This is a genomic window from Tahibacter amnicola (genome assembly GCF_025398735.1).
GTDB classification, from domain to species: Bacteria; Pseudomonadota; Gammaproteobacteria; order Xanthomonadales; family Rhodanobacteraceae; genus Tahibacter; species Tahibacter amnicola.
On the sequence record NZ_CP104694.1, the window covers coordinates 4311999 to 4337298 of the forward strand.

The 25300-nt window shown below is 64.6% G+C and carries 20 protein-coding genes and 1 pseudogene; all 21 read right to left on the minus strand.

Translation table 11 applies throughout. The features are described from left to right. Window positions 1-51 precede the first annotated feature (51 nt). The 21 genes and pseudogenes from N4264_RS16720 to lysS all read right to left on the minus strand — a co-directional run bounded on the left by N4264_RS16720 (window position 52) and on the right by lysS (window position 25259). Window positions 52-771, minus strand: coding sequence for a formyltransferase family protein (locus N4264_RS16720; protein WP_261693376.1), 720 nt, complete (start codon window positions 769-771; stop codon window positions 52-54). Continuing rightward, window positions 764-1988, minus strand: a pseudogene (locus tag N4264_RS25895) (DegT/DnrJ/EryC1/StrS family aminotransferase). The gene N4264_RS16720 and the pseudogene N4264_RS25895 overlap by 8 nt, the downstream one beginning before the upstream one ends. A gap of 187 nt (window positions 1989-2175) precedes the next feature. Then, window positions 2176-3384: a non-hydrolyzing UDP-N-acetylglucosamine 2-epimerase gene (gene wecB / locus N4264_RS16735; RefSeq protein ID WP_261693379.1), complete on the minus strand. Its 1209-nt coding sequence runs from the start codon at window positions 3382-3384 to the stop codon at window positions 2176-2178. Window positions 3385-3421: 37 nt separating this feature from the next. Beyond that, entirely contained in the window at window positions 3422-4789 is a 1368-nt protein-coding gene (locus N4264_RS16740; protein ID WP_261697645.1) for an O-antigen ligase family protein, read from the minus strand. Between the two features lie 104 nt (window positions 4790-4893). Further along, entirely contained in the window at window positions 4894-5382 is a 489-nt protein-coding gene (locus N4264_RS16745) for a FecR family protein (protein ID WP_261693380.1), read from the minus strand. Window positions 5383-5438: 56 nt separating this feature from the next. Further along, window positions 5439-6779, minus strand: coding sequence for a tetratricopeptide repeat protein (locus N4264_RS16750; protein WP_261693381.1), 1341 nt, complete (start codon window positions 6777-6779; stop codon window positions 5439-5441). Further along, window positions 6757-7611, minus strand: coding sequence for a hypothetical protein (locus N4264_RS16755; RefSeq protein WP_261693382.1), 855 nt, complete (start codon window positions 7609-7611; stop codon window positions 6757-6759). Before N4264_RS16755 ends, N4264_RS16750 begins: the two co-directional genes overlap by 23 nt. Further along, window positions 7590-8135 carry a J domain-containing protein gene (locus N4264_RS16760; protein WP_261693383.1) on the minus strand — a complete coding sequence of 182 codons (546 nt, stop codon included), beginning with the start codon at window positions 8133-8135 and terminating at the stop codon, window positions 7590-7592. The genes N4264_RS16755 and N4264_RS16760 overlap by 22 nt, the downstream gene beginning before the upstream one ends. A gap of 12 nt (window positions 8136-8147) precedes the next feature. Further along, window positions 8148-10472: a GumC family protein gene (locus N4264_RS16765; protein WP_261693384.1), complete on the minus strand. Its 2325-nt coding sequence runs from the start codon at window positions 10470-10472 to the stop codon at window positions 8148-8150. Window positions 10473-10518: 46 nt separating this feature from the next. Then, window positions 10519-11277: a polysaccharide biosynthesis/export family protein gene (locus tag N4264_RS16770; RefSeq protein ID WP_261693385.1), complete on the minus strand. Its 759-nt coding sequence runs from the start codon at window positions 11275-11277 to the stop codon at window positions 10519-10521. Beyond that, the gene (locus N4264_RS16775; RefSeq protein WP_261693386.1) at window positions 11268-12068 is read right to left on the minus strand and encodes a tyrosine-protein phosphatase; all 801 of its coding nucleotides are present in this window, start codon (window positions 12066-12068) and stop codon (window positions 11268-11270) included. The genes N4264_RS16770 and N4264_RS16775 overlap by 10 nt, the downstream gene beginning before the upstream one ends. After that, the gene (locus N4264_RS16780) at window positions 12065-13198 is read right to left on the minus strand and encodes an MraY family glycosyltransferase (RefSeq protein ID WP_261693387.1); all 1134 of its coding nucleotides are present in this window, start codon (window positions 13196-13198) and stop codon (window positions 12065-12067) included. The genes N4264_RS16775 and N4264_RS16780 overlap by 4 nt, the downstream gene beginning before the upstream one ends. 392 nt (window positions 13199-13590) lie before the next feature. Then, window positions 13591-14655 carry a LacI family DNA-binding transcriptional regulator gene (locus N4264_RS16785; RefSeq protein WP_261693388.1) on the minus strand — a complete coding sequence of 355 codons (1065 nt, stop codon included), beginning with the start codon at window positions 14653-14655 and terminating at the stop codon, window positions 13591-13593. A gap of 574 nt (window positions 14656-15229) precedes the next feature. Further along, window positions 15230-16030: a cell division protein ZipA gene (gene zipA, locus N4264_RS16790; protein WP_261693389.1), complete on the minus strand. Its 801-nt coding sequence runs from the start codon at window positions 16028-16030 to the stop codon at window positions 15230-15232. 107 nt (window positions 16031-16137) lie between these two features. Further along, entirely contained in the window at window positions 16138-19638 is a 3501-nt protein-coding gene (gene smc, locus N4264_RS16795; RefSeq protein WP_261693390.1) for a chromosome segregation protein SMC, read from the minus strand. Between the two features lie 249 nt (window positions 19639-19887). Next, on the minus strand, window positions 19888-20781 hold the full coding sequence (locus tag N4264_RS16800) for a peptidylprolyl isomerase (protein WP_261693391.1): 894 nt from the start codon (window positions 20779-20781) through the stop codon (window positions 19888-19890). A 10-nt stretch (window positions 20782-20791) separates the two neighbouring features. Further along, window positions 20792-21040 carry a BolA family protein gene (locus N4264_RS16805; protein WP_261697646.1) on the minus strand — a complete coding sequence of 83 codons (249 nt, stop codon included), beginning with the start codon at window positions 21038-21040 and terminating at the stop codon, window positions 20792-20794. Between the two features lie 17 nt (window positions 21041-21057). Beyond that, entirely contained in the window at window positions 21058-21357 is a 300-nt protein-coding gene (locus N4264_RS16810; protein WP_261693392.1) for a YciI family protein, read from the minus strand. 318 nt (window positions 21358-21675) lie between these two features. Beyond that, a complete protein-coding gene (locus tag N4264_RS16815; protein WP_261693393.1) occupies window positions 21676-22590 on the minus strand; it encodes a hypothetical protein in 915 nt (304 codons plus the stop codon). A gap of 17 nt (window positions 22591-22607) precedes the next feature. Then, window positions 22608-23732: an O-antigen ligase family protein gene (locus N4264_RS16820; protein WP_261693394.1), complete on the minus strand. Its 1125-nt coding sequence runs from the start codon at window positions 23730-23732 to the stop codon at window positions 22608-22610. A gap of 9 nt (window positions 23733-23741) precedes the next feature. Beyond that, window positions 23742-25259, minus strand: coding sequence for a lysine--tRNA ligase (gene lysS / locus N4264_RS16825; RefSeq protein WP_261693395.1), 1518 nt, complete (start codon window positions 25257-25259; stop codon window positions 23742-23744). Window positions 25260-25300: the final 41 nt, after the last annotated feature.

Sequence of the window (25300 nt, forward strand, 5' to 3'; positions counted from 1 at the left end):
CCCGCAGACGCCCGCCGGCATCGACCGAGGTGACCGCGGGCGCCGGTACACTCATTCCGGTTCCACCACCAGCGACAGATACACTTTCTTCCCGCTGTCCGGATCGCGCACGTAAGCATTCCGGTAACCCATGAACGAAAGGGCACGCAGACGATCATAGAAGTCGCGGAAACTGCCACGCTGGTCGAGATCGATCTCGCACAGACGGTCAAAATCGGACTTGCTGTGCATGTTTCCCTCCTCACTCATTGGCTGCGATTCACCGTCAGCGTGAATCAACGCGTGCAAGTTATGACGCAGATAGCGTTTCTCAGCATCAATGACACGCCGGTACGCCGTATACGATGTGTCGGAGAACAACACCGGCACTTCTTCGCGATACAAAATGTCGCCGTGATCCAGCGCCTCATCCATCCGATGCACTGTCATGCCCAGCTTCAGCCCACGGAGGATGGCAAAGACCTGCGGAAACCAGCCGCGCGTGTCCGGATTGTGGCCCGGGTGGATATTGACGCAGCGGACAGCCCGCACCAGTGCAGACGGAAATCGCTGCTTGGAGTGCAGCGAAACAATCAGCCGATATCGCGCGATCAACGCGTCGCATCCGGTGCGCACATCGACCACGTCGATGTCGGGACGGGCGGCAAGCGGACCCTGCCGGGAACAACCGAACGTCACGTCCGCGATACCCTTTTCCACTACCAGGGCCTGCACGAACTCAAAGAGCTCGACGTTATCGGTCAATACCAAGCTGCGGAACGGATCAGCCATTCGGCCGCGCCCCGTCAATCAGGCAACCGATAATGTCGCACACCATGTGCACGGACGGCAGGTCCGTGCCGGTACCCGTGGGCAGCACCATAACGTGCTGCGCGACGGCTTCCGTGTTTGGCAACAGCAGGCCGGCGTGGGGATACAAATCGCGATAGGGTTGCATGCGATGGCAGCCCGGCCAGAAGTACTTCCGCGCCAGGACATTCTCAGCGTGCAGGCCGCTGACCATTTCGTCGCGCGTCACCGGGCACTCCGGCCCCACTTCCACGACGACATACTGGTAATTGGGCGTATCCCGATCATCGTAGGAAAGCACGCGCAGGCCCGGCAAGACACCGAGACGTTCCCGGTACGCACGGTGGTTACGCCAGTTCACTTCAACCACATAGTCAATGTAGTCAAAGTTCGTCAGCCCGATAGCAGCCGCCACCTCGGTCATCTTTCCATTGGTACCTGGATAGATGACGTTATCGTAGCCGGCGAATCCGAAGTTGCGCATCAGGCGCATCTTCTGCGCCAGCGCGGCGTCGTTGGTGACAACCGCCCCCCTCGCCCGTGTTGAAGAATTTTGTCGCATGGAAACTCAGCACCTCGCAGGCACCGAGCCCTCCCAGACGACGCCCCTTGTAGCCGGCACCAAAAGCGTGGGCGGCGTCGTACATGAGTTTGAGGTGATGTTCGTCGGCGATTGCCTGCAAGGCCTCGTGCGGCGCTGCGCGTCCCCACAGGTGCACGCCGATGATTCCCGTCGTCCGCGGCGTGATCATCCGCTCGACGGCAACGGGATCGAGATTATGTGTCTCCGGATCGATGTCGGCGAATACGGGCGTGATCTCCTGCCAGTGCAGCGCATGTGCCGTCGCGACGAAAGTGAAGGACGGAATGATCACCTCGCCGGACAATCCCAACGCCCGGATCGCGATCTCCAGGGCGACCGTGCCGTTGCACATGGCGACGCAATGGCCGACGTCCAGGTGAGCCGCGATATTCGCCTCAAGCTCCTGCACCATTGGGCCGTTATTGGTGAGCCACTTGTTGTCGAGCATGGTGATCATGCGCTGGATCAGCACATTGCGATCACCAAGATTGGGACGTCCGACGTGGAGCGGCTCGCCAAACGCGGGGGCGGCACCGTGGATGGCCAAGTCCGCCGGCCGGCGTACGGATTTGGTCAGCACGTTGCTGATATTCGGATTCAACAGGGCAACGGTCATGGCGTCGTCCCTTTCGCGGAAACGCTGCGTCGAAAGCCGGACAGTGGGGTCAGCAAAGAATACTGCACGGCCCCGTAGCCGGCAGGGGTGGCTGACGTCCAGACACGTTCACGGCGACGTCGAAAACCGCCTAGCGCTGTCCGCCGACACGACAACTGCCGGAGCGCCTCCAACGTCGTGAGATCGGTCACCGGGAACCCCCGCCAGCACACAACCACCGCGACAGATCAGCCACGATACGCTCCGCCGCATGGCCGTCCCATTTCTCCGGCACGCGCCCACGCTTCCCGCCGGTTTCCAGAATATCGCGGACACATTGCCGAATCACCCGGGCGTCCGTGCCGGTCAAGGTGTTGGTACCCTGTTCGATCGTGACAGGACGTTCCGTGTTTTCACGCACCGTCAGGCAGGGAACACCCAGCGCGGTGGTCTCTTCCTGGATGCCACCGGAATCGGTAAGCACGAATGTGGCGTCTGCCATGAGCCCGAGCATCTCGAAGTATCCCAGCGGGGCTAGCGCAACGACGTCGGGCTGGTCGAGGAACCCCTGCAGGCCAGCAGCCTGCAACGCCTGGCGCGTGCGCGGATGGACCGGGAATACCAGGGGGATATCGTGCGCAATCTGGTCCAGGACCTGTACCAGCCGCGACAGGGCCCCGCCGTCGTCCACGTTGGACGGTCGATGCAGGGTGACCACGGCGTAGCCGGCTTCCGCCAGCGGGCCTGCACCTGCGGCAGCCAGGGTCTGGGCCGCCGGAACGGCACGGTCACGATGCGTGAGCAGGGTGTCGATCATCACGTTGCCGCTGAACACGACGCGATCGTCGGGAATGCCTTCCCGGCGCAGATTGAGGCAGGCGGCGGGCTCGGTGACGTACAGGCGATCACTCAGCTGGTCGGTCAGCAACCGGTTCAGTTCTTCGGGCATTGCGCGGTCACCCGAACGCAGCCCGGCCTCCACGTGCACGACCTTGATCTGCTTCTTCGCCGCCACCAGGGCGCAGGCAATGGTGGAATTCACGTCACCGACCAGCAGGATGCAGTCCGGCGCCACCTGGTCGAGCACCCGCTCGAATCGCAACATGATGGTAGCGGTCTGCACAGCGTGACTGCCGGAACCGGCCTGCAGGCAGATGTCCGGTTCCGGGATACCCAGTTGCGCGAAGAATTGCGTGTTCATTGCCACGTCGTAGTGTTGACCGGTATGCACCAGCACGACGTCGATGGCTACTGCGGTGGAAGTCGACGACAGCGCGCGCAGCAACGCAGCCATCTTGACGAAATTAGGCCGTGCCCCAACCACGGCGACCAGCTTCACACGCGGCGTCGATTGACCGGCACGCGGCCCGGCCGGGCGGATCATTGCAGGAACATCGGTCGATTCGACTGCACGCATGGGCGCCACCTCGAAAACCCGACGGGACGACAGCTGCCTACCGCATGGTATGCAATTCACCAGAACGCTGGGAAGTATCAGAAGATACTTCCGGATAATGCCGTAGCACACCCGGTGCCGGCGGCGGACGGGTCAGAAGGCCCGCCAGCACGGCGGCGACCATTGCCGCGAGCGGCGCGCGCGCCGGGAAATCCACCAGCCCGTGCAGGAGAAACAGCGCCAACCCCAACGCACAGGGCCACTGCAGGGCACGAAATCCGTCCGACACGTTGCGTCGCCAATAGCGCCACAGCGCATAGCCAACACCTCCTGCGACGGCCAGGTACAACAGTGGACCAAGAATGCCGATCTCGAAGGTCAGTTCAACCAGATCGTTGTGGGCCCGATTGACGTAATAGGGCTTGAGCGATGCCACCGTCTCGAACGTGGCGAAAATGTCCGCGAACGTGCCAGGACCGCTCCCGAACGGGAACATCGCCAGTGCCGCACGCCAGCCTCGTCCGAGCAACGTGAAGCGACCGTCGGCGAACCCGTCTTCGGTAAAACGTTCCAACGCATGCATCCAGGCGTACTGGGACACCACCGCCACCAGCACCAGCAGACTCAACGCAATCGACAACAATCCGCGATGACGTTGCCGCGCCAATGCCAGCCATCCGGCAGTCAGCAGCACGGCGAGGAAACCCAGGCTGATGCCCGCGCGTGAGCGCGAAGCGACGAGCCCCGACAGGCACACCAGCAAGGCAAGCGCATACAGCCACCGCCACGCCAATACGTGGACGTCGGCATCCCCGGCCGTGCCACGCGCCGCCAGGACACAGAGCACGGGCAAGCTCATGACGATCAGCGACGCCAGGTGATTGCGATTGGCGAATGCCCCGGTCGCGCTGTAGAGGTCGGCAGGTCCGAACAGTCGCAGCGGGCCATCAGCACCGCCCTGCAGCTGCGCCAGACCCCACAAGGCCTGCAGCGTCGCCAGCGCAACCAGGCCAATAATCACTGCCGTGCGCTGCTCCCCGGGCAAGCGACACGTCGCCACGAAGACGGCCACCACCGGCACGCACTTTAGCCAGGCACGCCAGGTTTCGTCGGTGGCCAGCGACAGGGGCAGCGCCGGCACCTTGCCAGCCGTGTCCGCCAGGAAGGGTTCGAGCAATACAGCACGTCCCGGCAGCGCAGCGATGAAGTCAATCGGCCATGGAACCAGGTAAAGCCCCGGAACGAGCGCCGCGAAGACGCCCAGGCAGATCCAGGCCGTCGTGCCCCGCCACTCCAGCGCCGGCCGACGCCAGGACGCCAATGCAAGGCACGGCAACGCCGCCAGCGCCAGCACGCTGTCGCGCCACGAAAAGAACGACCAGCCGCCCATCACGGCGGCACACGTCAGCACCACGCCAACAGACACGGCCAATGCGGACGTGCCGTATCTGGTTTCTTCCGGCAGAAATGAAGCGGGGCCCGTCCGGGCCCCGCGGGAATACCGTGCAGCCACGACGGCCATGGCGTGCGCTACTGGCTGATCGGCGGAACGACGACGCCATCGTCGTCGTCATTGTCGTCGTTGCGTCTCTCGAAGTAATAGGCCGTCGGGATCAGGAGGACTGCTGCAACCAGCCATTTCTGGCCATCCGTCAGTGTGGTGGTGGCGTCGCCGGTTGCGGCGTCCGTCTCGCCCAGGGCTTGCCGGAACGAGGTCGGCTTGCCGCCGAACTGCAGGCAATCGGACTTCTCACCGATCGTCACCATCGAATCGCCTGCCAGGGTCTGCTCGCAGCCATCAGCGAACGCGACCAGGGCCTTCGAATCGCTGAGGGTCATGAGGCGGTCGCCAGCAGCGAGAATGGCGCCCTCCTGGGCTGGCGTGAACTCGCTGCCCCTCGACAAGAGTACTTGTCCCTTCACGGCCATGACCGTGGCGACGGCAGGGGCCAGCTGCTGGCCCGTGGCGACCGTGGCGGCCAGCGCCAAGGTCAGTGACAACGCTACTCGATCGAACATGACGTGCTCCCTTTCTGCCTTTGCCATTCGGGGAGTTTTCTGCCGCGAATGGCAGTCTATTGCTGCGTTTCACCTGGCGCAAGCGAACTGACCGAAGCGGGATTTTCCGCCGGAAAACCGGCGTTTTGCCCGGCGTTCCCGAAGTCACCGGCGGTGATGACCCGCAGGTCGTCGAACCATGCGGTGCCGCTGATCTGTCCCTCCGCCGCGATGCGCGCGCGCGTCGCCAACGTCAGTCGCTGTGCCTTGCAGTCGGCGGGAACGTCGACGCCGAACTGGAAAGACTGCCAGCCCGTCGTACCCCGCATCGGTTCGCTGCGTCCCAGGGAGCGCGTCGGCGTTCCGAGGCAGTCGAGTACCCATTCGAGCCCCCGCTCGGATTGCAACGCGTCGAGTCGCACCTGTCCCATCACCGCAAAACGTCCGGGCGGCAGGAGCAGGATCTGGGAAACATGGGTGAACGCCACGCGCTGGTTCGAAAAATGCACCCTTAGCGCGTGACCGGCCCGGTCCCGTTTGTCGGTCACCGTGGCTGACGCACCGGCGAGCGACTGTATCCGCCAGTCAAATCCCGTGTTGGTCGGCGCACGCTCGAAATCGCCGTTGTGAATCGCATTGCCCGGCGCCATCGGTGCAGGCAACGACTGGCGCCACAGGATGTACGCCGGCTCCACCGCCTGGTCGCGTATCAGCCGCTCGACCAACGCAGACAACTCGTCGGACGTCGGTGGAAAAACGGACTTACGCAGCCCTTTCACTACTTCGACCGTAGAAGCGATGACGGACGAATCGCCCTGTGCGCAAGCCAGGAGAAACGCGGTTCGCCAAGGGGGATTGCCCGCCAGCACGTCGACGAAGGCCGCCGGCGCACCCGGTTGCGTCAACCACACCCTCAACGCGGGAAACAACTTCTTCGCCCGCACGGGCGTCAGCCGCAGGATGACGTCGACGTGTTCGAGTGCCGAACGCCACTGGCCGCGCAGCAACGCCGCATCCGCCAACCAGATACGCGCGGGAATATCCGCTGGCAACAAACGGATCGCGCGCTCCAGCTGCGTCTGCGCCACGGCGGTTTCGCCCCGTCGGTGGGCTACTTCGCCAAGGACGCGATACACCCGACCGTCCGCCGGCCTCTGCAGAAGCAGCGCGCGCGCGCGCTGTTCGGCCTGCGGCAGATCCGGCGTGGCGGCGCCCGCGGCCCTCTCGGCCAGACGCAGCTGCGCTCGCGCATTGTCGGGCTGCCACGACAGCGCCAGCGCCGGATCGGCGTGCTCGAACGCGGCGCCCATTCCCATCTGCAGCGATCGCCATCCGATGAGCCCGGCGATGATTGCGACCACGGCCACCCGCAAGACCGCGCGGCCCTGGCGTGCCTCAGCCGCGATGACCACTGACATTGTGCTGCAGCTTGGTTATTCGAAGGTTGCCGCCGGTGCGCCGAAGACCCAGCACGATCGCTCCGGTCACCGGCTTCGCGTTTGCGTCGCGCGCCCCCACGACGGCTTCGTAGCGGCCCCGGCCAATCGCCGAGTCCGCCGCGATTTCCCATTGCATGCCGCTGAGGGTCAGGCGCCGCGGTTCGCTGCGTTCAAACAGGCGGCGATAGTCAGTACGAATGCGCTCGATGCCCCCCTCGTTCGCCTCGACATCTTCGCTGAAGAGAGAAAGGAAATCATCCACATTATCGGATGAGTACAGCTGCTGGAACCGCTCCTGCCAGGCACGCACCTCCGCTTCCGAAAGACGCGACGGAAGCGGGACTTCGCTCGGTAATCCAGCAGGTGGCCCACGATAGCGTGGAGGCCCGGCGCCCGACGACGCGGAACCCGGCATCGCTTGGACTTCAGTGGCACGCGCAAGCGGTTCCGCCACCACCGCCTCGACGGCCGGCCTGGCGGACACCGATTCGTTGCCCGCCCCGACCTGCTGCAGCACTTGCAACGTCGGCGCTCCGGAAAGGGCGATGTCGCTCACCCGGACTGGCAAGGCTTCGACCTCGAGCCCGATGGCCGCGGCAGCCAAGGCGGAGCGCACCGTTGGTACGGCCCGCGGAAGGACCTCGCCAGCAGGTTCTGCGTGTTGCGCAACGGGCACCGAATCCGCCGCAGTGGCAGGCGTCACTCTCGCCTGCCAGCCGTCATCTTTGGCACTCAACCAGATCCACAGTCCAAGGACCGCCACGCAAGTCACCGCACTGGTTCCGATCACTACATTCGGCAGGCGACGCACCCAGCGTCCAGGCAACATCGGCACTGGCCAGCGCTCGGCGTCATGCAGATGCAACGGCGGCAATCCCCCCTGCCAGTGACTGCGTCCTGCAGCAATCCCGGCGACAACGACAGGTCGTAGGCCCTGCGCCGCTGCGGCGTGCGCAGCGAGTTCCAGGCACGTGTCACCCGGTCTGCGAACACGGCATGATCGTTATGCGGGTGCCGATCCGGGTGCAGCCATCGCATCAGCCAGCGGTAGTGTGCTTTGACACACTCGGCGGACGCGTCCGGCGCTACGCCCAGGATCCGGTAACTGTCGGCCTTTTCGTCGAACAGCAATTGCGGCAGGAAAAAGATGGCCGCTTCACGCAGCTGCTGCGCCGGCACGTGCGTGCTGAGCGCGATGGCATTCGCGGTGGCCACATCACCGGCCGCCAGCCGGATCACTTCGATCAGGTTTCCGGGCAGCGCACGATGGCACAGCTGCCGGCCGAGACTCGGCGTGCGGTACACCCCCAGCATCAGATCCAGTGCATCGCTCACGACGGCGCCTGGTCAATGCCGCACAAGGGATTCTGCGGTGGCCTTCTGGGCCAGCTGCCGGGCCGGCGGCGCATTGCCGTAGGCGTAGCCGTAATCGCCGTATCCATAGCCATAACCGTATCCATAGCCGCGTCCGCTGGAACGCGAATCCAGCTTGGTCAGCACGACTCCGAGCAGGCGCGCGCGCGCCGACAGCAGGCGCTTGAGCACGCCCCGGGCGTAACCCAGCCGTGTTCCGCCAGACTCGACCACCAGCACTGTTCCCGCTGCCAGGTTGGAGAGAATGGCCGCGTCGGCGATGCCAAGCACAGGCGGGCCATCGATGATCACCTGGTCGAACGACTCGGCGGCCAATCGCAGCAGCGCGGGCATTTTCGGCCCCGCCAGCAATTCGGCGGGGTTCGGCGGCAGCGGGCCGGAACACAGGCAGGCCAGCCGCTTCTCGTGTGTCGGACGAAGGAACTGCAGCGGACGATTGGCGCCGGACAGGTAGTTGCTCAGCCCCCCTGCATTGCTGATGCCCAGTGCCTTGTGCAGCGACGGGTTGCGCAGGTCCGCATCGATCAGGAGAACGCGTTTTCCCAATTGCGCGAAATGCAAACCCAGTGTCAGCGCGGTCGTGCTCTTGCCCTCACCGGGCGTGGAGCTGGTGACGAACAAGGTGCGCGGAACGCCGGTTTCGGTGGAAAACTGCAAGGCCGTACGCACCGACCGGTAGGATTCGGAGAACGCCGAGCGCGGGTCTTTCACTTCCACCAGCGGCGAACTGCGGCGCACGCGCGGGATCACGCCCAGCACCGCCAGCCCGAACTGGCGCTCGACATCTTCCGGCAGCTTGATGGTGTCATCCAGGTGCTCGAACAACAGCGCCAGCAGTATGCCACCGGCCATCCCGGCGAGGAGCGCGAGCAACAGGTTGCGGGTAAGGCTGGGACTGAAACGGCTGAGCGGAGGGCGCGCGCGATCCACAATGGAAATATTATTGGCGCCGATACCGCCGGCAACGCCGATCTCCTTGTAGCGCTGCAGAAGACCGTCGTAGAGCTGGCGGTTGGTATCGACCTCGCGTTTGATGATGTTGTACTTGATGCTGCGTCCCTGCATGTCCAGCACGGCGGTCTTCAGTTCACCCAGTCGCGCGGTGAGCATCGATTCCTTGCCCTGCGCCGCATCGAACTCGGCCTTGACCGCTCCTTTGACGCGGCCGATTTCGCTGCGCAGCTGGGCGTCGATCTCGTCGATCTGGCCCTTGAGCTGTTCCATGGCCGGATAGCCCGGCTTGTAGATGCGCAGTTTTTCCTGGTATTCGGCGTGCAGTTCCGCACGACGCTGCTTGAGCTGTCCGATCACCGGGCTCGCCAGCACTTCCGGCAGCGATTCGCCACTGGTCTGCAGCGAGCGCCGGAACTTGGCCTCTGCCTCGATGCGCTGCTGCTGTGCCGTGGCCAGGCCCTGGTTGATCACTTCCATTTCCTGCGACGCCAGCGACTGGCGCTCGTCGATGTTGATGATGCCTTCCTGCTGGGCGAATTCGACCAGCTGCTTCTCCGAATCTTCCAGCTTGAGCTTGAGCTGCTGCAGGCGATCTTCCAGGTACGTCTTGGCATAGGCCGACGCGTCAAAGCGGCGGTCGATATTGGAGGCGATGAAGGCGTCTCCGACGGCATTGGCCATCGTTGCGGAGAACTGCGGATCGAGGCTGTTGAAGTGCACGCGGACCAGGCGCGAATTGCGAATCGGTTCGATCAGCAAATGCCCGAGGACAAATTGGGTCAGTGCGTCGCGACCGACAACCTGCGCCGCGTCTTCCGAGGCGACCGCGGGTGTGGAGCGGAACAGGGCGAGCATGCCCGCCAGGACCGACGGCGCAGACATCCGTTGCACCACCGCGTTCTCTCCCAGCGCGTGCTGTTCCACCACACGCTCGGCAAGCGTCCGGCTCTTCAGCAACTCGTACTGGGTCTGGTAGAAGTCGCGATCACCCAGCCCTTCGGCCGGCATCAGGCCATCCCCCTGGATCACCTTGATCGTGTCGCGATCGATCTGCAGGGTCGCCGTGGCGCGGTAGGTTGACGGGGTCATCAGCGTGATCAGCAGCACCACCACGACCGTCGTCGCAAGCACCGACAACACCACCCATTTGCGCTTGAGCAGGATCTGCCAGTAGCTGAGGAGGTTGACCGGATCGTCCGGCGTCACCTCCTGGGCACGCACCTCCAGCAGTCCGTGCGGCGGCCGCAATGCCACGACATTGGAGGCCGCCGGGCGCAGCGCCGGCACGCGCGGTACCGGCGAGTGGCCCTCGGAATGCCCTACCAGGTTGTTGTGATCACTCATGACCGCCCACCTTGGCTGCGTGTCAGAGGCCTTCCGGGCGAGACGCCTAGAATGGCCTGAACAGGGCAAACACGGGCACGGATTCGATGAACCGCCGCAGCGCCGTCTTGCGACCGGATTGCTCGACGACGACGATGTCGTCGCCATAGATCAGGGGGTCTTCCGCCCGCCCGGCGCGGATGGCGGCGATATCGAACACCGCGGCCATCTTCTGCCCGTTCACGACGCGGAAGATCACAACGCCTTGCAGATTGGCCAGTTGGTCCAGCCCCTCGGACATCGCCAGTGACTGCAGCAGCGTGGTCCTGCCAGTCAGGGAATAGATACCCGGCTTGCGCACGGCGCCTTCGACCGTGACGCGCTGGCTGGTGAATTCTTTAATAAATACACTGACCTGCGGGTTCTGGATGTACCCGTCAGCGAGCTTCTTTGCGATATCGCCTTCCAGCTCGCCGATGGTCCTGCCCCCGGCCTGCAGGGTGCCGATAAGGGGCAGCGAGATCTGCCCCTGGGTGTTCACGCGGACCGATCGCGTCAGCTCCGCGACCTGGAACACGTTGATCTCGATCAGGTCGTTCGGACCGATCCGGTATTCGGACGCCGCCTTGAACTCGCCCGATTGACCGATGGCGTCTGGCGGCGGCATGGCGGCGGTGCCGCTCTTTGCGACGGGACGCGCTTCACGCGGCTGCAGGCTCGGCTGTGTGGCGCAGCCAGCGATCAGCATGCTGACGAGCGCAGCAAGCCCGAGTGCACCACGCCACGTTTTCCATTTCGCTGCAAACCCGGATGCGCTCAACGCCATGGCAGCAGCTCCTGGATGCGTCCCCAGGCGGGGACTTTTCGGGCAGGCGACAGTTCGACCGGCATGGCAACCCGATCGGGCAGTTCGTTACGCAACACCGCTCGCGGACGGTCGTTCACCAGCCGGCTCGCCTCAGCCTCGCCGACACGTTGGGCCGCCGCGTCGCGCCCTTCCGCCAGGCAGGGCGGCCGCTTGTCGGGGCTGTGTGCGTCGGTGGCAAGCAGGTGCACCAGCCCTTCGGCAAGCATCCGGTCTGACCAGTAGCGTGGCCGCCGTCCAAAACGCCCGGTCAGCGACCCGGCGGTGAGCTGCATCCACACGCCACGCCGGGCCAACCGTTGCATGACGTCGTAGTGGCTTTCGATCCAGGTCAAGCGCTCGGGATGCGTCAGGATCGGCACGTAACCCGCCGCCGCCAGCTCGAACACCGACGCCTCGAATCGCGGCGGCGCCACGTGATGCGGCGGTTCCAGGAGGAAGTAGCGCGAACGATGCAAGGTCGGCACGGTGCCGGCACGGAGGCGCTCGAGCAGGTCCGGCGCCAGGTGGACATCCGCGCCGACCACCAGCTGCAGTGAGATATGGCGCCTGGCGAACGCGGCGCTCAGCTGCGTGACCGCCCGCTGGATGCCTACCGCCGTGTTTTCATACAGGCCCGGGTAGATATGCGGTGTGCACGCCACCACCCGAATGCCATCCGCTACTGCCTGGGCTGCCATGGCCAATGACACTTTCAGGTTCGCGGCACCGTCATCGATGCCGGGCAGCAGATGGCAATGCAGGTCGATCATCGGAACCCCGTGGGGCGACCGCGTCGCGACGCGTGTTCGGGATCAGGCTCCACTTCGATGGCGCGTGTCACCAGCTGATCCGGCGACCGCAGGATTCGACGCGAAGCGCCAAGCCAGTCGACGACCCGTTCGCGACGTCGTGTCAGCACAAAATGCAGGGCGAGGATGGCCAGGAACACCACCACAAGAATGGCCTGGCCGCCCGTCGTATCGTGCCAGGCCAGGGCAAAGGTGCCGCCGAGCACCGACAGCATCGCCAGGAGGCCGACCATCGCCTGGGTCGAGAAGCCAGCGTCGAGCATCAGGTGATGAATGTGATTCCGGTCGGCGCTGAACGGGGAGCGGCCAAGCGAGCCCCGGCGCGCAAACACCACGACGCAATCGATCAACGGAATGGCAACAAGCCACGGGGCAATGATGCCCACGGCCGACTGGCCCGGCTCGCGGGCCAGGCAGAACGACACCCAGGCAATCGTCAGCCCCAGATAGGCGCTCCCGGAATTGCCGAGGAAGGCACGGGCCCGCGGCTGTCCGCGATGGCGCACATTCAGCGCCAGAAAGCCCACCACGGCGCCAAGCAGGATCAACGCGATCGTCAGCAGCTCGTTGTTGCCGAACGCAGCGGCGATGGCGGCGAAGTAAGCGAGCGCAATCGCCACCTGGCTGGCGGCCAGTCCGTCGGCTCCGTCGATCATGTTGATCGCGTTGATCACGCCGACAGTGGCAAAAACCGTAAACGGCACCGACCAGGCACCCAGCGTCAACAAGTCACCGACGCTTTCGGCGCGTGCGCCACCGATAGCGATGATCAGTGCAGCGAGTACCTGCGCCAATCCACGCACCCACCAGCGCAGGTCGCGCAGATCATCGATCACCCCGACCAGGACGATCAGCGCGGATGCCGCGATGTAGGTCACCACGGCGTCGCTGATCGGCACCGACAATGCCAGGGTCACGCTGGCGCCAGTGAAGATGGCCACGCCGCCGACGACAGGTGTCGGCACAGGGTGATTGTGGCGTCCACACGGAACGTCCACCAGGCCATACCGGTGGGCCAGGGGCAGCAGCGCCAGTGTTCCGCCAAATGCCAGGACACCCGCCGCGATCACGCTTGCGATATTCGTCAGCATCGCGGCTCCCTTGCGTCGGCAGACGCCAGACCGGTGCACAACGTACTCGACCAGACGACAGCCGCCGCGGCGGCCATTTCGCGAATTTCGTGCCAGCCCGGCGATTTAACTCCTCAAGCCGCCCAGGCCGCAACTGCCGCGCCCCTTGCCGCGAGCTGCGCTACTCCAATGCATGGCCTGTGCTCAGCACGTGAAGGGTTGACAGATCAATATGATAGCAACCACCCCGCTCCACGGATGCGCAGTACGCATCTTTAGATAATGGGACAAATTCCGAAGCGGCAACCGGCCGCTGGAGCCTCTTGCGGACTGCGTAATGCGCACCGAACGGTCGAGGCTGCCAGACGCACGACAGGCCGGGACGCACTGCGCCCCGGCCCGTCCCGCTTCACTCAGAGCCGACGGCAGGATTCGCGTTCGACGACACGCGGCGACGACACGGCATCCATGTCGGCTTCACCGCCAATCAGCATGGAAACGGCCTGTCCGGCGATTTCGCACAACGGCGAATGCACCGACGTGAGTGCCGGCGACAGCAGGCGCGAAATGGCGCTGTCGCCGAAACCGACGACCGAGACTTCGCCCGGCACATCGATGCCAAGTGTCCGCGCCGCCTTGAGCACGGCTGCCGCCATTTCGTCGCTGGCGGCGAAAATGGCGCTCGGACGCGATGGATCGCGCAGCAGGCGGGTGGCACCACGCAGCGCCGCGTCGAACCCGTAGTCGGCCGACACCAGATGCTCGTCAGCTACCTGCACGCCGCGCAACCCCAGCCGCTCCAGAAATCCGGCGCTGCGTTCACGGGCCGAGGCCAGGCTTTCCGGGCCGGCGATGAACCCGATCCGCCGATGCCCCAGCGAAACGAGGTAGTCCGCCACTTCGGCAGCGCCCGAGCGATCCTGCGTCAGCATGGCGCTGGACGACGCATCGACCGGTTCCGCCTGAATGCGCACGTGTCGGCATCCCAGCTCCTCGGCGAGCGCGCCGAGCTCCGGCAGGTCCGACAGGGGCGGCGCAAAGATCACACCGTGCGGACGGCGCTGGATAATGAACTGGCGGATGCTGCTGATCGGATCTTCCCGCCGGCTGTCACAGCCGTGCAGCACGGCGGCGAAGGCGCTGCCGCGCAGACCGCTGACCAACCCCTCCTGCAGCAGTGGAATGTCCTGCATTGCATTGGAATCGTATAGAAGGCCGACGAGGAAGGATTTTCCAAAAGCCAGCGCGCGCGCCATCGGGTCGGGCACGTAGCCAATGTCGCGGATCAATGCTTCGACGCGTTCGCGCGTCTGCTGCTGTACCAATTGCGAACGATTGATGACGCGGGATACGGTTTTCTTTGATACGCCGGCCATGCGGGCGATGTCGTTGATGGTGGCGGGCTTGCCGGGACGCCGGCCGGGTGCGATCGATCGGGCGCTGTTGTCGCCGGGGTTGGCGGGTTGATCCATGCTCATGGTTTTCTCCTCGCAGCGTTTCGTGGTATCGGCGTTGGGAGCGCAGCACAGGCAATACCGCCTGGGCACCGTGGCTGCCCGTATGACGGGGCCGGCTGCGGCGCGCGCATCCACAATTATGTTTTTTGCCTGAAGCGTCAAGGTAAATAGCCGTTCGATCGCATATTGATCCGCACAATGGGACCTGCGATCTCCGCTTGCTACAGGCAAGCGGACGTAGCGTCGACATCCCCGGCAGCCGAGCCCGCCACGACCATATACATATTCATCTTATTCTATGTATACCTTATAAATAAAGTCACTCTCGCGACATTTTGCCTCAGGTTGCACCACTCGCACTGGACGGGCGCGTATCGCGCGGAATCGCGGAATCGCGGATGCGCTTCAGCTACCGCGCAAACGCCGACGCGCGAACGCACAGCGGCGCAGGCCGCACAGCGATATTCGCGCTGCGATCACAGAAAGGGTCAGAGCTGGCGGCAATGGCCAGATGGGCGTGCGGGCCCGAGCACCGGCCGCCGAGCGAGCAGGCCGGACCGTCATTACTGCGCCGGGGGGCGCAGCGTCAGGCGAATTACCAGTCGGGCCGGATCTTGTTGCCTTCGTGACGACGGTCCCAGGCGCGCAGTTCGTCACGGATGTGGGCGATGCGCTGCCGCCCGAGGGCATTGCGCTCTTCGTCCAGGACGACGGCATCGAGAAGTTCAGCCAGGCGCTGCGTCGTCGGCAGCATCGTGTCCCAGGCGTCGAGCGCGGGCAACGGACCGGGCAGCGCCATGAAAAAGCTCAATCCCGGCGTCACCAGTTGGTCGATGCGGCTCATGTCGAAGTGGCCGGGCTTGATCATGTTGGCTGCACTGAAGATCGGGCCGGCTTCCGGCTTTCCGTCCACCAGGCGATGAAAGATGCCCATGTCGCCAAATTCCAGCCCGCACTTCTCGGCCGCCACGACCAGATCGCTGCCATGAATGCTATGGCCGGCCCGGGCAGCGACGAACAAAGTGACAATGCGCTCGACCGGTTGGTCCGGACGGGAACCGACCTGGGACCGCGGCGGTGCCGTCAGCGGCGGTGCAGGCCGCGCCGGCGTTGCCTCATCCAGGCCGTCGACGCTATCGCGATCGAACGCGTGCGGAGCGGGTTCCTCCTCGTCCGGATCAATCGCCCGCATGGAGGGCAGGCCGTCGTCCTCGGGGTCAGGCGCCTGCCCCAGGGTGGGCTCGACACGCTCGCCGGCGGATGACCGCACCGAGGTACGTCGTCCCTGGGTGGGACGCGCCGGCGCCCCCAGGAAATAGATCAATCCGAGGATCACCGCGCCCGCAATCGCGATGATGAGACGTAATTCGTTGGGACTGAGTGCCTGCTGTTCCATCGCAATGATTCTCCGTAATGGTCAGCGACAGTCAAATGATCGCCGTGAAGGGAATGATGACCGGCGCGGCTGCGCCCGGCGCAACACCCGCATCGCGGCACAGTCCACTAGGCCGCACCGACCAGTTTCGAGGCCTCGGCGAGGTCCACCTGCACCAGCCGCGAGACGCCCGGCTCGCGCATCGTCACGCCGCACAGCTGGTGCGCCGCCTCCATGGTGGTCTTGTTGTGCGACACGAAGAGGAACTGCACGTGCTCGGACATCTCGTTCACCATGTTGGAGAAACGGCCGACATTGGCCTCATCCAGCGGCGCATCCACCTCGTCGAGCAAGCAGAACGGCGCCGGGTTCAGACGGAAGATCGAGAACACCAGGGCTACCGCCGTCAGCGCCTTCTCACCACCGGACAACAACGAAATCGAGGTCACGCGCTTGCCGGGCGGTCGGGCCATGATGGAAACACCCGTGTCGAGCAGGTCTTCGCCGGTCAGCTCCAGGTAGGCGTGACCGCCGCCGAACAGGCGCGGGAAGAGCTCCTGCAGGCCCGAATTGACCTTGTCGAAGGTTTCCTTGAAACGCTGGCGCGTTTCCCGGTCGATTTTCTTGATCGCGCCTTCCAGGGTTTCCAGCGCGGTTCCCAGGTCAGTCAGCTGCGCGTCGAGGTATGTCTTGCGCTGTGACTGCTCCTCATATTCCTGGATGGCGGCCAGGTTCACCGGCTCCAGGCGACGGATCTTGGCATCCAGCTCCACCAGGTGCTGCTGCCAGTCGCCGGCGTCCGCAGTGGCAGGCAGGCCCGCGAGCACCGCATCCAGTTCCAGGCCGGCTTCGGCAATAGCCTCGGCCAGGTTCTGCGCGCGCAGCTTGAGGCTGTGCTCGGACAGGCGTCGCTCGGAAAGCGCCTCGCGTCGCTGGGTCAGGACGTGCTCGACCCGGTGCCGTTCCTGCTCAAGGCGACGGAATTCCGCGTCGCAATCTTCCAGCGCCCGGCGGGCTTCGACGAGCTGGCGATCGACCAGGAGGCGCTGATTGAGGTAGGTCTGCCGTTCGGCGTCCAGCTCGGTGAGCGGGTCTTCGTCAGCGACCAATTGCGCGGCGATCTCCTCGCGACGCGCGTCCAGCTGCTGCAACTGGCCCTGCATGCGGCCCAGCGCCTGCTCCAGCGACTGGATCGCCGAACGCTTGGATTCGAGCGACAGCGCCAGCTGGTGGGCCTGGTCGCGGGCCTCGCGGGCGTTCATCCGGGCTTCTTCACGCTGTTCCAGCGTACGGCGACGCTGGCTGTCCAGTTCCTGGCGCCGCTGTTCCAGGTCGCCCATGCGGATGACGGCCGCGTCCAGGCGGCCGCGGGCCTCCTTGGCCTGTGCCTCGTCCTCGGCCAGCTTGGCGGACAGCTGGGTGATTTCCCCATCCACCTTTTCCAGGCGGGCCTGGGCGGTTTCCATCTTGCCGCGGTGGCTCTGCAGCTGGCCGGCGATCTCGGCCAGGCGGCGATGGGCCATGTACAGCTCGCGCTGGGCGTCATCGCGCTCGCGCTCGGTCTCAACCTTCGTGGCTTTCAGCTCGTCGATCTGGTCAGCGAGTTCACGTCCCCGCTCATCCAGGCTCTCGATCTGGCCCTGCACGGCCTGGATCTCCCGCTCGCGCGCCAGCACGCCCGCCTGGGCGCCGCCGCGGCGCAGTACCCGTACGAAACCGCTGCCGAACCATTCCCCGCTGCGGGTGATGACGCTTTCGTTCGGCGCCAGCGTCGCCGCCAGCCGTCGCGCATCATCCAGCGAATCTGCCGTATGAATCTGGGCCAGCAAGCCGACGACCGCCGCCGGACCACGGGCGTGCGCGGAGAGCGTGCCACTCACCGCCTCACCGCCGGCCTCCGCCGCGATGAGGACCATGTCGGCTTCGCGCAGGCCGGCGATTTCATCGGCATAGGCGGCCGGCTGGTCCACCAGCACGCCTTCGAGGAATCCGGAAAGGACGGTTTCCACCGCTGTTTCCCAACCGGCATCGACATCCAGCGACTCACCCAGGCGCTTGGCCGAGGACAGGCCTGAGCGATCCAGCCACTGACTGGCCGCGCCCTTTTCCTGCCCCAGCGCAGCGTGCTGCAGGGCCTCCAACGAGGACAACCGGCCGCGCAATGATTGCAGCTGCTGCCGCACGTCATTCTGCGTGGCCTGCGCCTGGCGCTCGCTTTCGAGCACGCGCTCGTAGGCCAGCTTGCGCTCGTCGAGCAGGCCGGTCAGGGTCTCGACGCGTTCCTTGTGGGTTTCCTGCTCATCGCCCAGCGACTCGGCAGCACTGCTGAGCGCGCCGATGTCCGCCGCCCGCTTTTCGTTTTCCAGGGTTTCCAGACGCCGCGAGATATCCAGGCACTGGCGGTCAAGGTAGTCCAGGCGCGTGCGCTCGACTTCCGCCGCCTGCGTGGCCTCGGAACTCGATCGGGAGTAGTCGTCCCAGGCGGCCTGCCATTCGGCCAGCTTCGCCTCGGCGTCACGCAGGACGTCGCCGGTCGTCTCGTCGGCTTCGCGCAGGGCTTCGAGCTTCGGCTCGCCATCGGCCAGGGCCAGGCGGAGCGTTTCGATCTGCTCGTTGTCGGCGGCGATATGGTCGGCCAGTTCCTTGTAGGCGCGGTCGGTTTCTTCGCGACTTTTGTCCAGCCGCTCGCGCAACTGGCGATTGTGTGCAATCTGCTGCTCGACCCGGGCGATATCCGCGCCCACTTTGTACACCTCGCCCTGCACCGCCCCCAGGTGCTCAGTGGCGAGCTGGTGGCGTTCGCGGCTGGCTTCCAGCTGGGCTTCGACCTGGCGCTGGTCAGCGAGAAATTTCTCGATCTCCGTCTCGGCCTGGCGCAACGCCGAGCCCTGCCCTTCCACTTCGTCAGCGATGGCGCGGTAACTGAGCGCCCGCAGCTCTGCTTCTTTCTGCTTCTGCTCGGCCTTCAGCTCCTGCCAGCGCGCGGCGGCCTTGGCCTGGCGATTGAGGTGTTCGAGTTGCTTGTCCACTTCGTCGCGCACGTCACGCACGCGATCGAGATTTTCACGGGTGGACTTGATGCGGCTTTCGGTTTCTTTCCGGCGCTCCTTGTACTTGGAAATGCCGGCTGCCTCTTCCAGGTGATGGCGCAGGGCTTCCGGGTCGGATTCGACGACCTGGGAGATCATGCCTTGCTCGATGATCGAATAGCTGCGCGCCCCCAGGCCGGTTCCGAGGAAGAGGTCCGTGATATCACGCCGGCGGCAGCGGCCGCCGTTGAGCAGGTACTGGGACTGGCCATCGCGGGTGACCACGCGCTTGACCGAGATTTCGTTGAACTTGGCGTATTCGCCGACGATGGTTCCGTCGGAATTGTCGAAGATCAGCTCCACCGACGCCTGACTGACCGGCTTGCGCGCACTCGAGCCGGAGAAAATCACGTCGGTGAGCGAATCGCCGCGCAGGCGGCTGGCCGCACTTTCGCCCATCACCCAGCGGATGGCGTCGATGATGTTGGATTTGCCGCAGCCGTTCGGACCGACGATGCCGGTCATGTTGGTCGGCAGATGCAGCGTGGTCGGATCCACGAACGACTTGAATCCGGCCAGTTTGATCGTAGTCAGGCGCATGGATTTACCGCGGCGGACGCCGTCACGGCACGCACGGGGCTATCGCGAACGAAGGCGGGGAAGAACCCGTGCCGCCGCTCGCGCCCGGCAAGCGGACGGGGCGTACGCCTGGATTGAGGACGTTGCCCATACCCGACCGGGAGGCTCGCATCCCCGCCAGGGGACGCGTCCGGTTCAGGCTCCAGTCCCGTGGCCCGGCCTGGCCGGGCCACGTGGTGCGGCAGTATAGCCGACGGGTCCGCGACGCGCTCAGCCCTGCTTGGCCGCACCTTCGGTGGCGGCCGGCGCGCCCGGGGCGGCCGCCTGGCCGGTCGGATTGGCGCCCTGCGGGTTTTTCAGGTCGAGAATCAGCGATTCGCCGCGCAGTTTCTCCATCCAGGCATCACCCTGCCGGCTAAGCATGATGCGGCGCAGGTCGTTCTTGACCTGGTCGAACGGCGGCGGCGTGTAGGGCTGTACGGCCTCCACGCCCACCAGGTGCCAGCCGAACTGGCTCTTGACCGGAATCTTGGTGGCCTCGCCCGGTTTCAGGCCCTTGAGCGCAGCGACCAGTTCCGGCGCCGGCAGCTGGGACAGGCGCACTGCCTTGAAGCTCTTGCCCTGCTTGGCCTTGGCGCGCCAGGCGTCGTACACCTGCTGGAAAGGCTTGCCGTCGAGGATCTCCTTCGAGGCGGCGAGCGCATCACCCTCGTTGTCGAACATCAGCTGGGTGAAGTCATAGACTTCGGCACCCGACTTGGCCACCTGCTGCTCGTACTCGCCTTTGAGCACATCGTCGGTGACCGGATGCGTCCGCGCGTAGTGGGCCATCATCGCATTGGCCACACCCTGCAGGCGGCTGGCCTCCACTTCGGCCAGGAATTCCGGAGACTTCTCGGCATTCGCCTTCTCTGCGGCCTGGGCGAGAAGGATGTAATCGGAGAGCTCCTTGATCGCCACCTTGCGCTGCTCCGGATTGGAAAGATCCAGGCCGCGCCCATTGGCAACTTGTTGCAAAAGCAATTCCGATACCGGCAACTTGTTGACACTCAGCGCCGGCTCGCCAGCGTTGAAACGCAACAATGACGCCGCGTCGCCGGGTTTTTCAGTCGACGAACAGGCCGACAGCACGGTCATCGCAACGAGGGGAAGCAGTTTGCGCATGGCGGATTCCTCAGGCTTCGTCCGGAGTGCGTGCCTCGATGGACAGCGCATGGATGTCGGTTTGCATCATGTCACCCAGCGCCTCGTAGACGAGACGGTGGCGCGCCAGGGGCGCTTTGCCGGTGAATGCGACGCTGACGATGCGTACCTTGTAGTGCCCTCGCCCATCACGGGCGCCTTCGTGACCGATGTGCTTGTGGCTTTCGTCGATGAGATCGAAGACCTGGGGCTGGAGCGCCGATTCGATGCGTTCACGCATGCGGGACAGGCGATCAGTCACGGAAATACCTTGCGGAAGGGACGAACGGAAACCCTAGCATAGACGCCGGCGGCCACGTAAGGATCGGCATCCGCCCAGGCTTGCGCCGATGAAAGATCCGTGAATTCCGCGACGATCAGGCTGCCGGTGAAACCCGCCGGGCCCGGATCTTCCGCGTCGATCGCCGGAAACGGACCGGCCACCAGCAAGCGACCTTCCTGCTTGAGCTGTTCCAGTCGCGCCAGGTGCGCCGGGCGGGAGGCTTTGCGACCTTCGAGGGAATTCGGCACGTCGTCACCGACGATGACATACCACATGGGAACCGTCCTGTTTGGTGTGGGTGCGCGACGCGGCGAATGTCCCGCTGGAGCTCCGTGCAGACAAAGTCATCGGAACGACAACCCGACGACGCGCGTCACGTCATAGGGAGCGTAATGATAGCCCAAGCATCGACGCGCATTGACGGCGCCGTCCGTCAACGCGCTTGCATGCCGGCGAAAACGGCATAGGCGTCGCCGCCGTCATCAGCACGGTAAATGACGTGTTATTGCGGACCCCTTCGCCTAAAACCACAAACGCCGCGGCAATCACTTGCCGCGGCGTTTGTGCTGCAACTCACATCACGGGGCGGCCAATCAGTCGCGAAGCGGCTGTCCGTCGAACCCATTGGCGAAAATGCTGCGCTCGAGATCGACGTGACCGGCGTTATCGAACGGGACGAGGTCGATTTCATCGCCACCACCCGCGCCGAGGTAGGCGTGGACCGTGGCCGGCGCATCCGTCGTGGAATCGATCACGAACTGGCCGCCAATGGTGATGTAATCGTCCGCGAACATCACCTGCGGCACAGACGACCAGCTGTCCGGCTTGCCCGTGCCGTCGCACAACTCGGGGCGGCTGGAGAAACACTGCCAGCCCGTTGCTGCCAGCCCCGTCACGAAAAACGCCTGGTTCGGGAGCACTGCCGCAGCAGGGCCTTCGTTGCGGAACTCCGCCCGGCATTGCACGGTGTTGCCAACGGCGATGCCCACCTGGTCGCAGACCAGATTGACCTTCAGATTGTTCTCGGCCAGCACCTGCGACTTGAACAGGGCTATTTCGTCGCCGGGCGCCGTTTCGGTGTCATCGGACTGCGCGGTAATCGCCATCTGGACGTGGCGCCGGGCCGTCTGCGGCACCTCCATGCGGATCAGGTAGTCGTCGCCGGTGTTGGACGGCATCTTCTGCGCGATCAGGCACTGGGGATAGGCCTGTGAATCACCGGAGCATCCCACCGTCATGACGGGATTCCAGCCAATGGCGGAAGAAATCGTGCGTACGCGGTGCGCCAGATCCGGTCCACCGTTACGCACCGACACGTAGACGTCGACTTCCGTACCCGCACGCACGACGGGGGGCGCAACGACCTGAATGGCGAGATCGACATCACCGTAGTAGCCCTGTGCCTTGAGCACGCGGGCCCAATCGGGACTCAGGGCCGCAACGCCAGCTCCGGCGAGCGAGCACAGAAACACTGCACGGCGAAGCGCGCTGCTGCGAGCAACCGTCATCGTCAATTCCTTTTTTATTAGACTCGATTCGTTTTCGCTGACACGATCGCCACTAGCAGGGTTGGCAATACCCAGGTGTACTGGCGAAGCAGGGTCAATTCGGTCAACGAGATGATCGCGACGCAAAACAGCGACGCAACGAGCGCGCATTCTAACGGAAACCGCTCGTCGTTCATGAGACGAAAAACACGCGAGAACACCCTACCTGCCAAAAACGCGAATGCCGCAAACCCTGCCACGCCCAGCTCGCAGAGCACTTCCAGGGGCAGGCTGTGCGGCCAGGGTGTGAGGCGCGGATCGACCCATTCGTAGTAGGTGAGCGGATTGGCATCGCGGTAGACCAGCACGAAATTGTGCAGGCCGACGCCCGACGGGTGCGCCAGGAACACCTTCCAGGCCGATTCCCAGAGCTGGGCGCGCGCCTGCATCGAGCGCATGAAAACGACCGAGAGCACGATCGCGGTAACGACCGATACAAAACTCATTGCTGTTGCGCGAACCGACAACCGCCCCTGCCCGCGCTGCACGAAGAGCACCAGCGCCGCAGACATCAGGGCCAACGCGGCCGACGTCCACGAACGCAGCACAACGGCTGACAGCAACGACATTGAAACACCCAGCGTCAACGCGAGCCGCGGGCGCGGCAACGTCACCGCCAACGGCAGTACACATGCCATCCAGGCAACGTCATTGGGTACGACCAGCCACGTCGCACCAGCCAGCTTGATCCATTCGGCTGGACGCGCCTGCGACTCCTGGACAACGACATAGGCAATGGCCGCCATCTGGGTGGCGGCGCAAATCGCAAGCGCGACGGCGAACCAGCGAGCGTTGGCATCACGCCATGGCGTACGCGCCACTAACACCCACAGAACAAAGGCCGACACGGCCGGCACACTCAGGCGAAACGATCGGCCGGGATCAAGGCCAAATGCCGAAACGCCGGCGGCGGTCACGAGCAACGCCAGCAAGGCCCACTCAACCGTCGACAATCGCCTGGCCAGGTCAATCTCGTCACGCCAGACGGCGATACCGCCAGCGAGGACCAGGGCTATCCAGGCCGGTGTGAGCAGGATGTCCAGCCCCTGCAAGGCCAGGAAGGCGGCGACGCCGAGCGTCGCCGCCGTAGGACGGGGCGTCATGCGTCCCCGTTACGCTTCCGGCCGCATATACGGAAACAGCAGCACGTCGCGAATCGAGGGTACATCCGCGAACAGCATCACCAGACGGTCGATACCAACGCCCAGACCACCGGTCGGCGGAAGACCATACTCCAGTGCACGAATGTAATCCGCATCAAAGTGCATGGCCTCGTCGTCGCCGGCATCCTTGGCGTTCACCTGGGCCAGGAAACGGGCGGCCTGGTCTTCCGGATCGTTCAACTCCGAGAAGCCGTTGGCCAGCTCCTTGCCACCGATAAAGAGCTCGAAACGGTCAGTGATGCCCGGATCCGTATCGTTTTCGCGCGCCAGCGGCGACACTTCGGTCGGATACTGGGTGATGAAGGTCGGCTGCACCAGGGTGTTTTCCACTGTCGCCTCGAAGATCTCCAGCAACAGCTTGCCCCAGCCGTAGCCGTCCTTCACGTGAATGCCCAGTCGCGCGCAGTGGCGCGCGAGCGCATCGCGGTCACGCAGCTCGTGTGGCTGGATCTCCGGATTGTGCTGCCGCACGGCCTCTTCCATCGGCCAGCGCTTGAACGGCGCACCGACGTCGATGGCCCGGCCTTCCCAGGTGAGGTCCTTCGTTTCCAGGGTGGCGCGAGCCGTCTCGCGGATCATGTTCTCGGTCAGATCCATGATCTCGTTGTAGGTCGCGTAGGCCTGGTAGAGCTCCAGCATCGTGAATTCGGGATTGTGCCGCGTGGACACACCTTCGTTGCGGAAGTTGCGGTTGATCTCGTAAACACGGTCGAAACCGCCGACGACCAGGCGCTTGAGGTAGAGTTCGGGCGCCACGCGCAGGTAGAGATCGATATCCAGCGCGTTGTGGTGCGTGACGAACGGACGCGCCGTGGCGCCGCCGGGGATCACGTGCATCATCGGCGTTTCCACTTCCATGAAACGGCGCGGCGCAGCTTCCAGCCACTGGCGCATGAAGCCGATCATGGCCGAGCGCAGCTTGAACACACGGCGCGCATCCGGCGTGACGACGAGGTCGACATAGCGCTGGCGATAGCGCTGCTCCACGTCGGCCAGGCCGTGCCACTTGTCCGGAAGCGGACGAAGTGACTTCGTCAACAAACGCAACTTATCCACCTTGACGGACAGCTCACCCGTCCTGGTGCGCGTCAGGACACCCTCCGCCCCGAGGATGTCACCCACGTCCCATCCCTTGAAGGCGTCGTAAGCGTCGTCGCCCAGCGCCGCCTGCTGCAGAAACAGCTGAAGCCGGTCGGTGACATCCTGGATCTGCACGAAGCTGGCCTTGCCCATCTGGCGCTTGGCCAGCATGCGGCCCGCAACGCGGACACGGCGGCCGAGCGCTTCGAACGCTTCGGTCGTCCAGCGTTCCTTGTCGTCGTATTCCTGCTGCAGGTCACCGGCGAACGCGTCCGGCGCGAAGTCGTTCGGAAACGCGATGCCGCCGGTGCGCAGCGCCTTGAGCTTGTCGCGCCGCTCGGCAATCAGCTTGTTCTCGTCCTGCGGAATGGGAGTGTTGTCGTTCATATCGCTGGATACCGCAAAGGGGGAAAGGCCGGATGGGCCAG

Coding starts and splice junctions, on each gene's coding strand:
- N4264_RS16820 (WP_261693394.1), bottom strand. CDS start 23,732: ATGACGCCCCGTCCTACGGCGGCGACGCTCGGCGTCGCCGCCTTCCTG.
- N4264_RS16720 (WP_261693376.1), bottom strand. CDS start 771: ATGGCTGATCCGTTCCGCAGCTTGGTATTGACCGATAACGTCGAGCTC.
- N4264_RS16775 (WP_261693386.1), bottom strand. CDS start 12,068: ATGATCGACCTGCATTGCCATCTGCTGCCCGGCATCGATGACGGTGCC.
- N4264_RS16815 (WP_261693393.1), bottom strand. CDS start 22,590: ATGACGGTTGCTCGCAGCAGCGCGCTTCGCCGTGCAGTGTTTCTGTGC.
- lysS (WP_261693395.1), bottom strand. CDS start 25,259: ATGAACGACAACACTCCCATTCCGCAGGACGAGAACAAGCTGATTGCC.
- N4264_RS16780 (WP_261693387.1), bottom strand. CDS start 13,198: ATGCTGACGAATATCGCAAGCGTGATCGCGGCGGGTGTCCTGGCATTT.
- N4264_RS16770 (WP_261693385.1), bottom strand. CDS start 11,277: ATGGCGTTGAGCGCATCCGGGTTTGCAGCGAAATGGAAAACGTGGCGT.
- wecB (WP_261693379.1), bottom strand. CDS start 3,384: ATGCGTGCAGTCGAATCGACCGATGTTCCTGCAATGATCCGCCCGGCC.
- zipA (WP_261693389.1), bottom strand. CDS start 16,030: ATGGAACAGCAGGCACTCAGTCCCAACGAATTACGTCTCATCATCGCG.
- N4264_RS16810 (WP_261693392.1), bottom strand. CDS start 21,357: ATGTGGTATGTCATCGTCGGTGACGACGTGCCGAATTCCCTCGAAGGT.
- N4264_RS16800 (WP_261693391.1), bottom strand. CDS start 20,781: ATGCGCAAACTGCTTCCCCTCGTTGCGATGACCGTGCTGTCGGCCTGT.
- N4264_RS16750 (WP_261693381.1), bottom strand. CDS start 6,779: ATGTCAGTGGTCATCGCGGCTGAGGCACGCCAGGGCCGCGCGGTCTTG.
- N4264_RS16745 (WP_261693380.1), bottom strand. CDS start 5,382: ATGTTCGATCGAGTAGCGTTGTCACTGACCTTGGCGCTGGCCGCCACG.
- N4264_RS16785 (WP_261693388.1), bottom strand. CDS start 14,655: ATGAGCATGGATCAACCCGCCAACCCCGGCGACAACAGCGCCCGATCG.
- N4264_RS16805 (WP_261697646.1), bottom strand. CDS start 21,040: ATGCGTGAACGCATCGAATCGGCGCTCCAGCCCCAGGTCTTCGATCTC.
- smc (WP_261693390.1), bottom strand. CDS start 19,638: ATGCGCCTGACTACGATCAAACTGGCCGGATTCAAGTCGTTCGTGGAT.
- N4264_RS16765 (WP_261693384.1), bottom strand. CDS start 10,472: ATGAGTGATCACAACAACCTGGTAGGGCATTCCGAGGGCCACTCGCCG.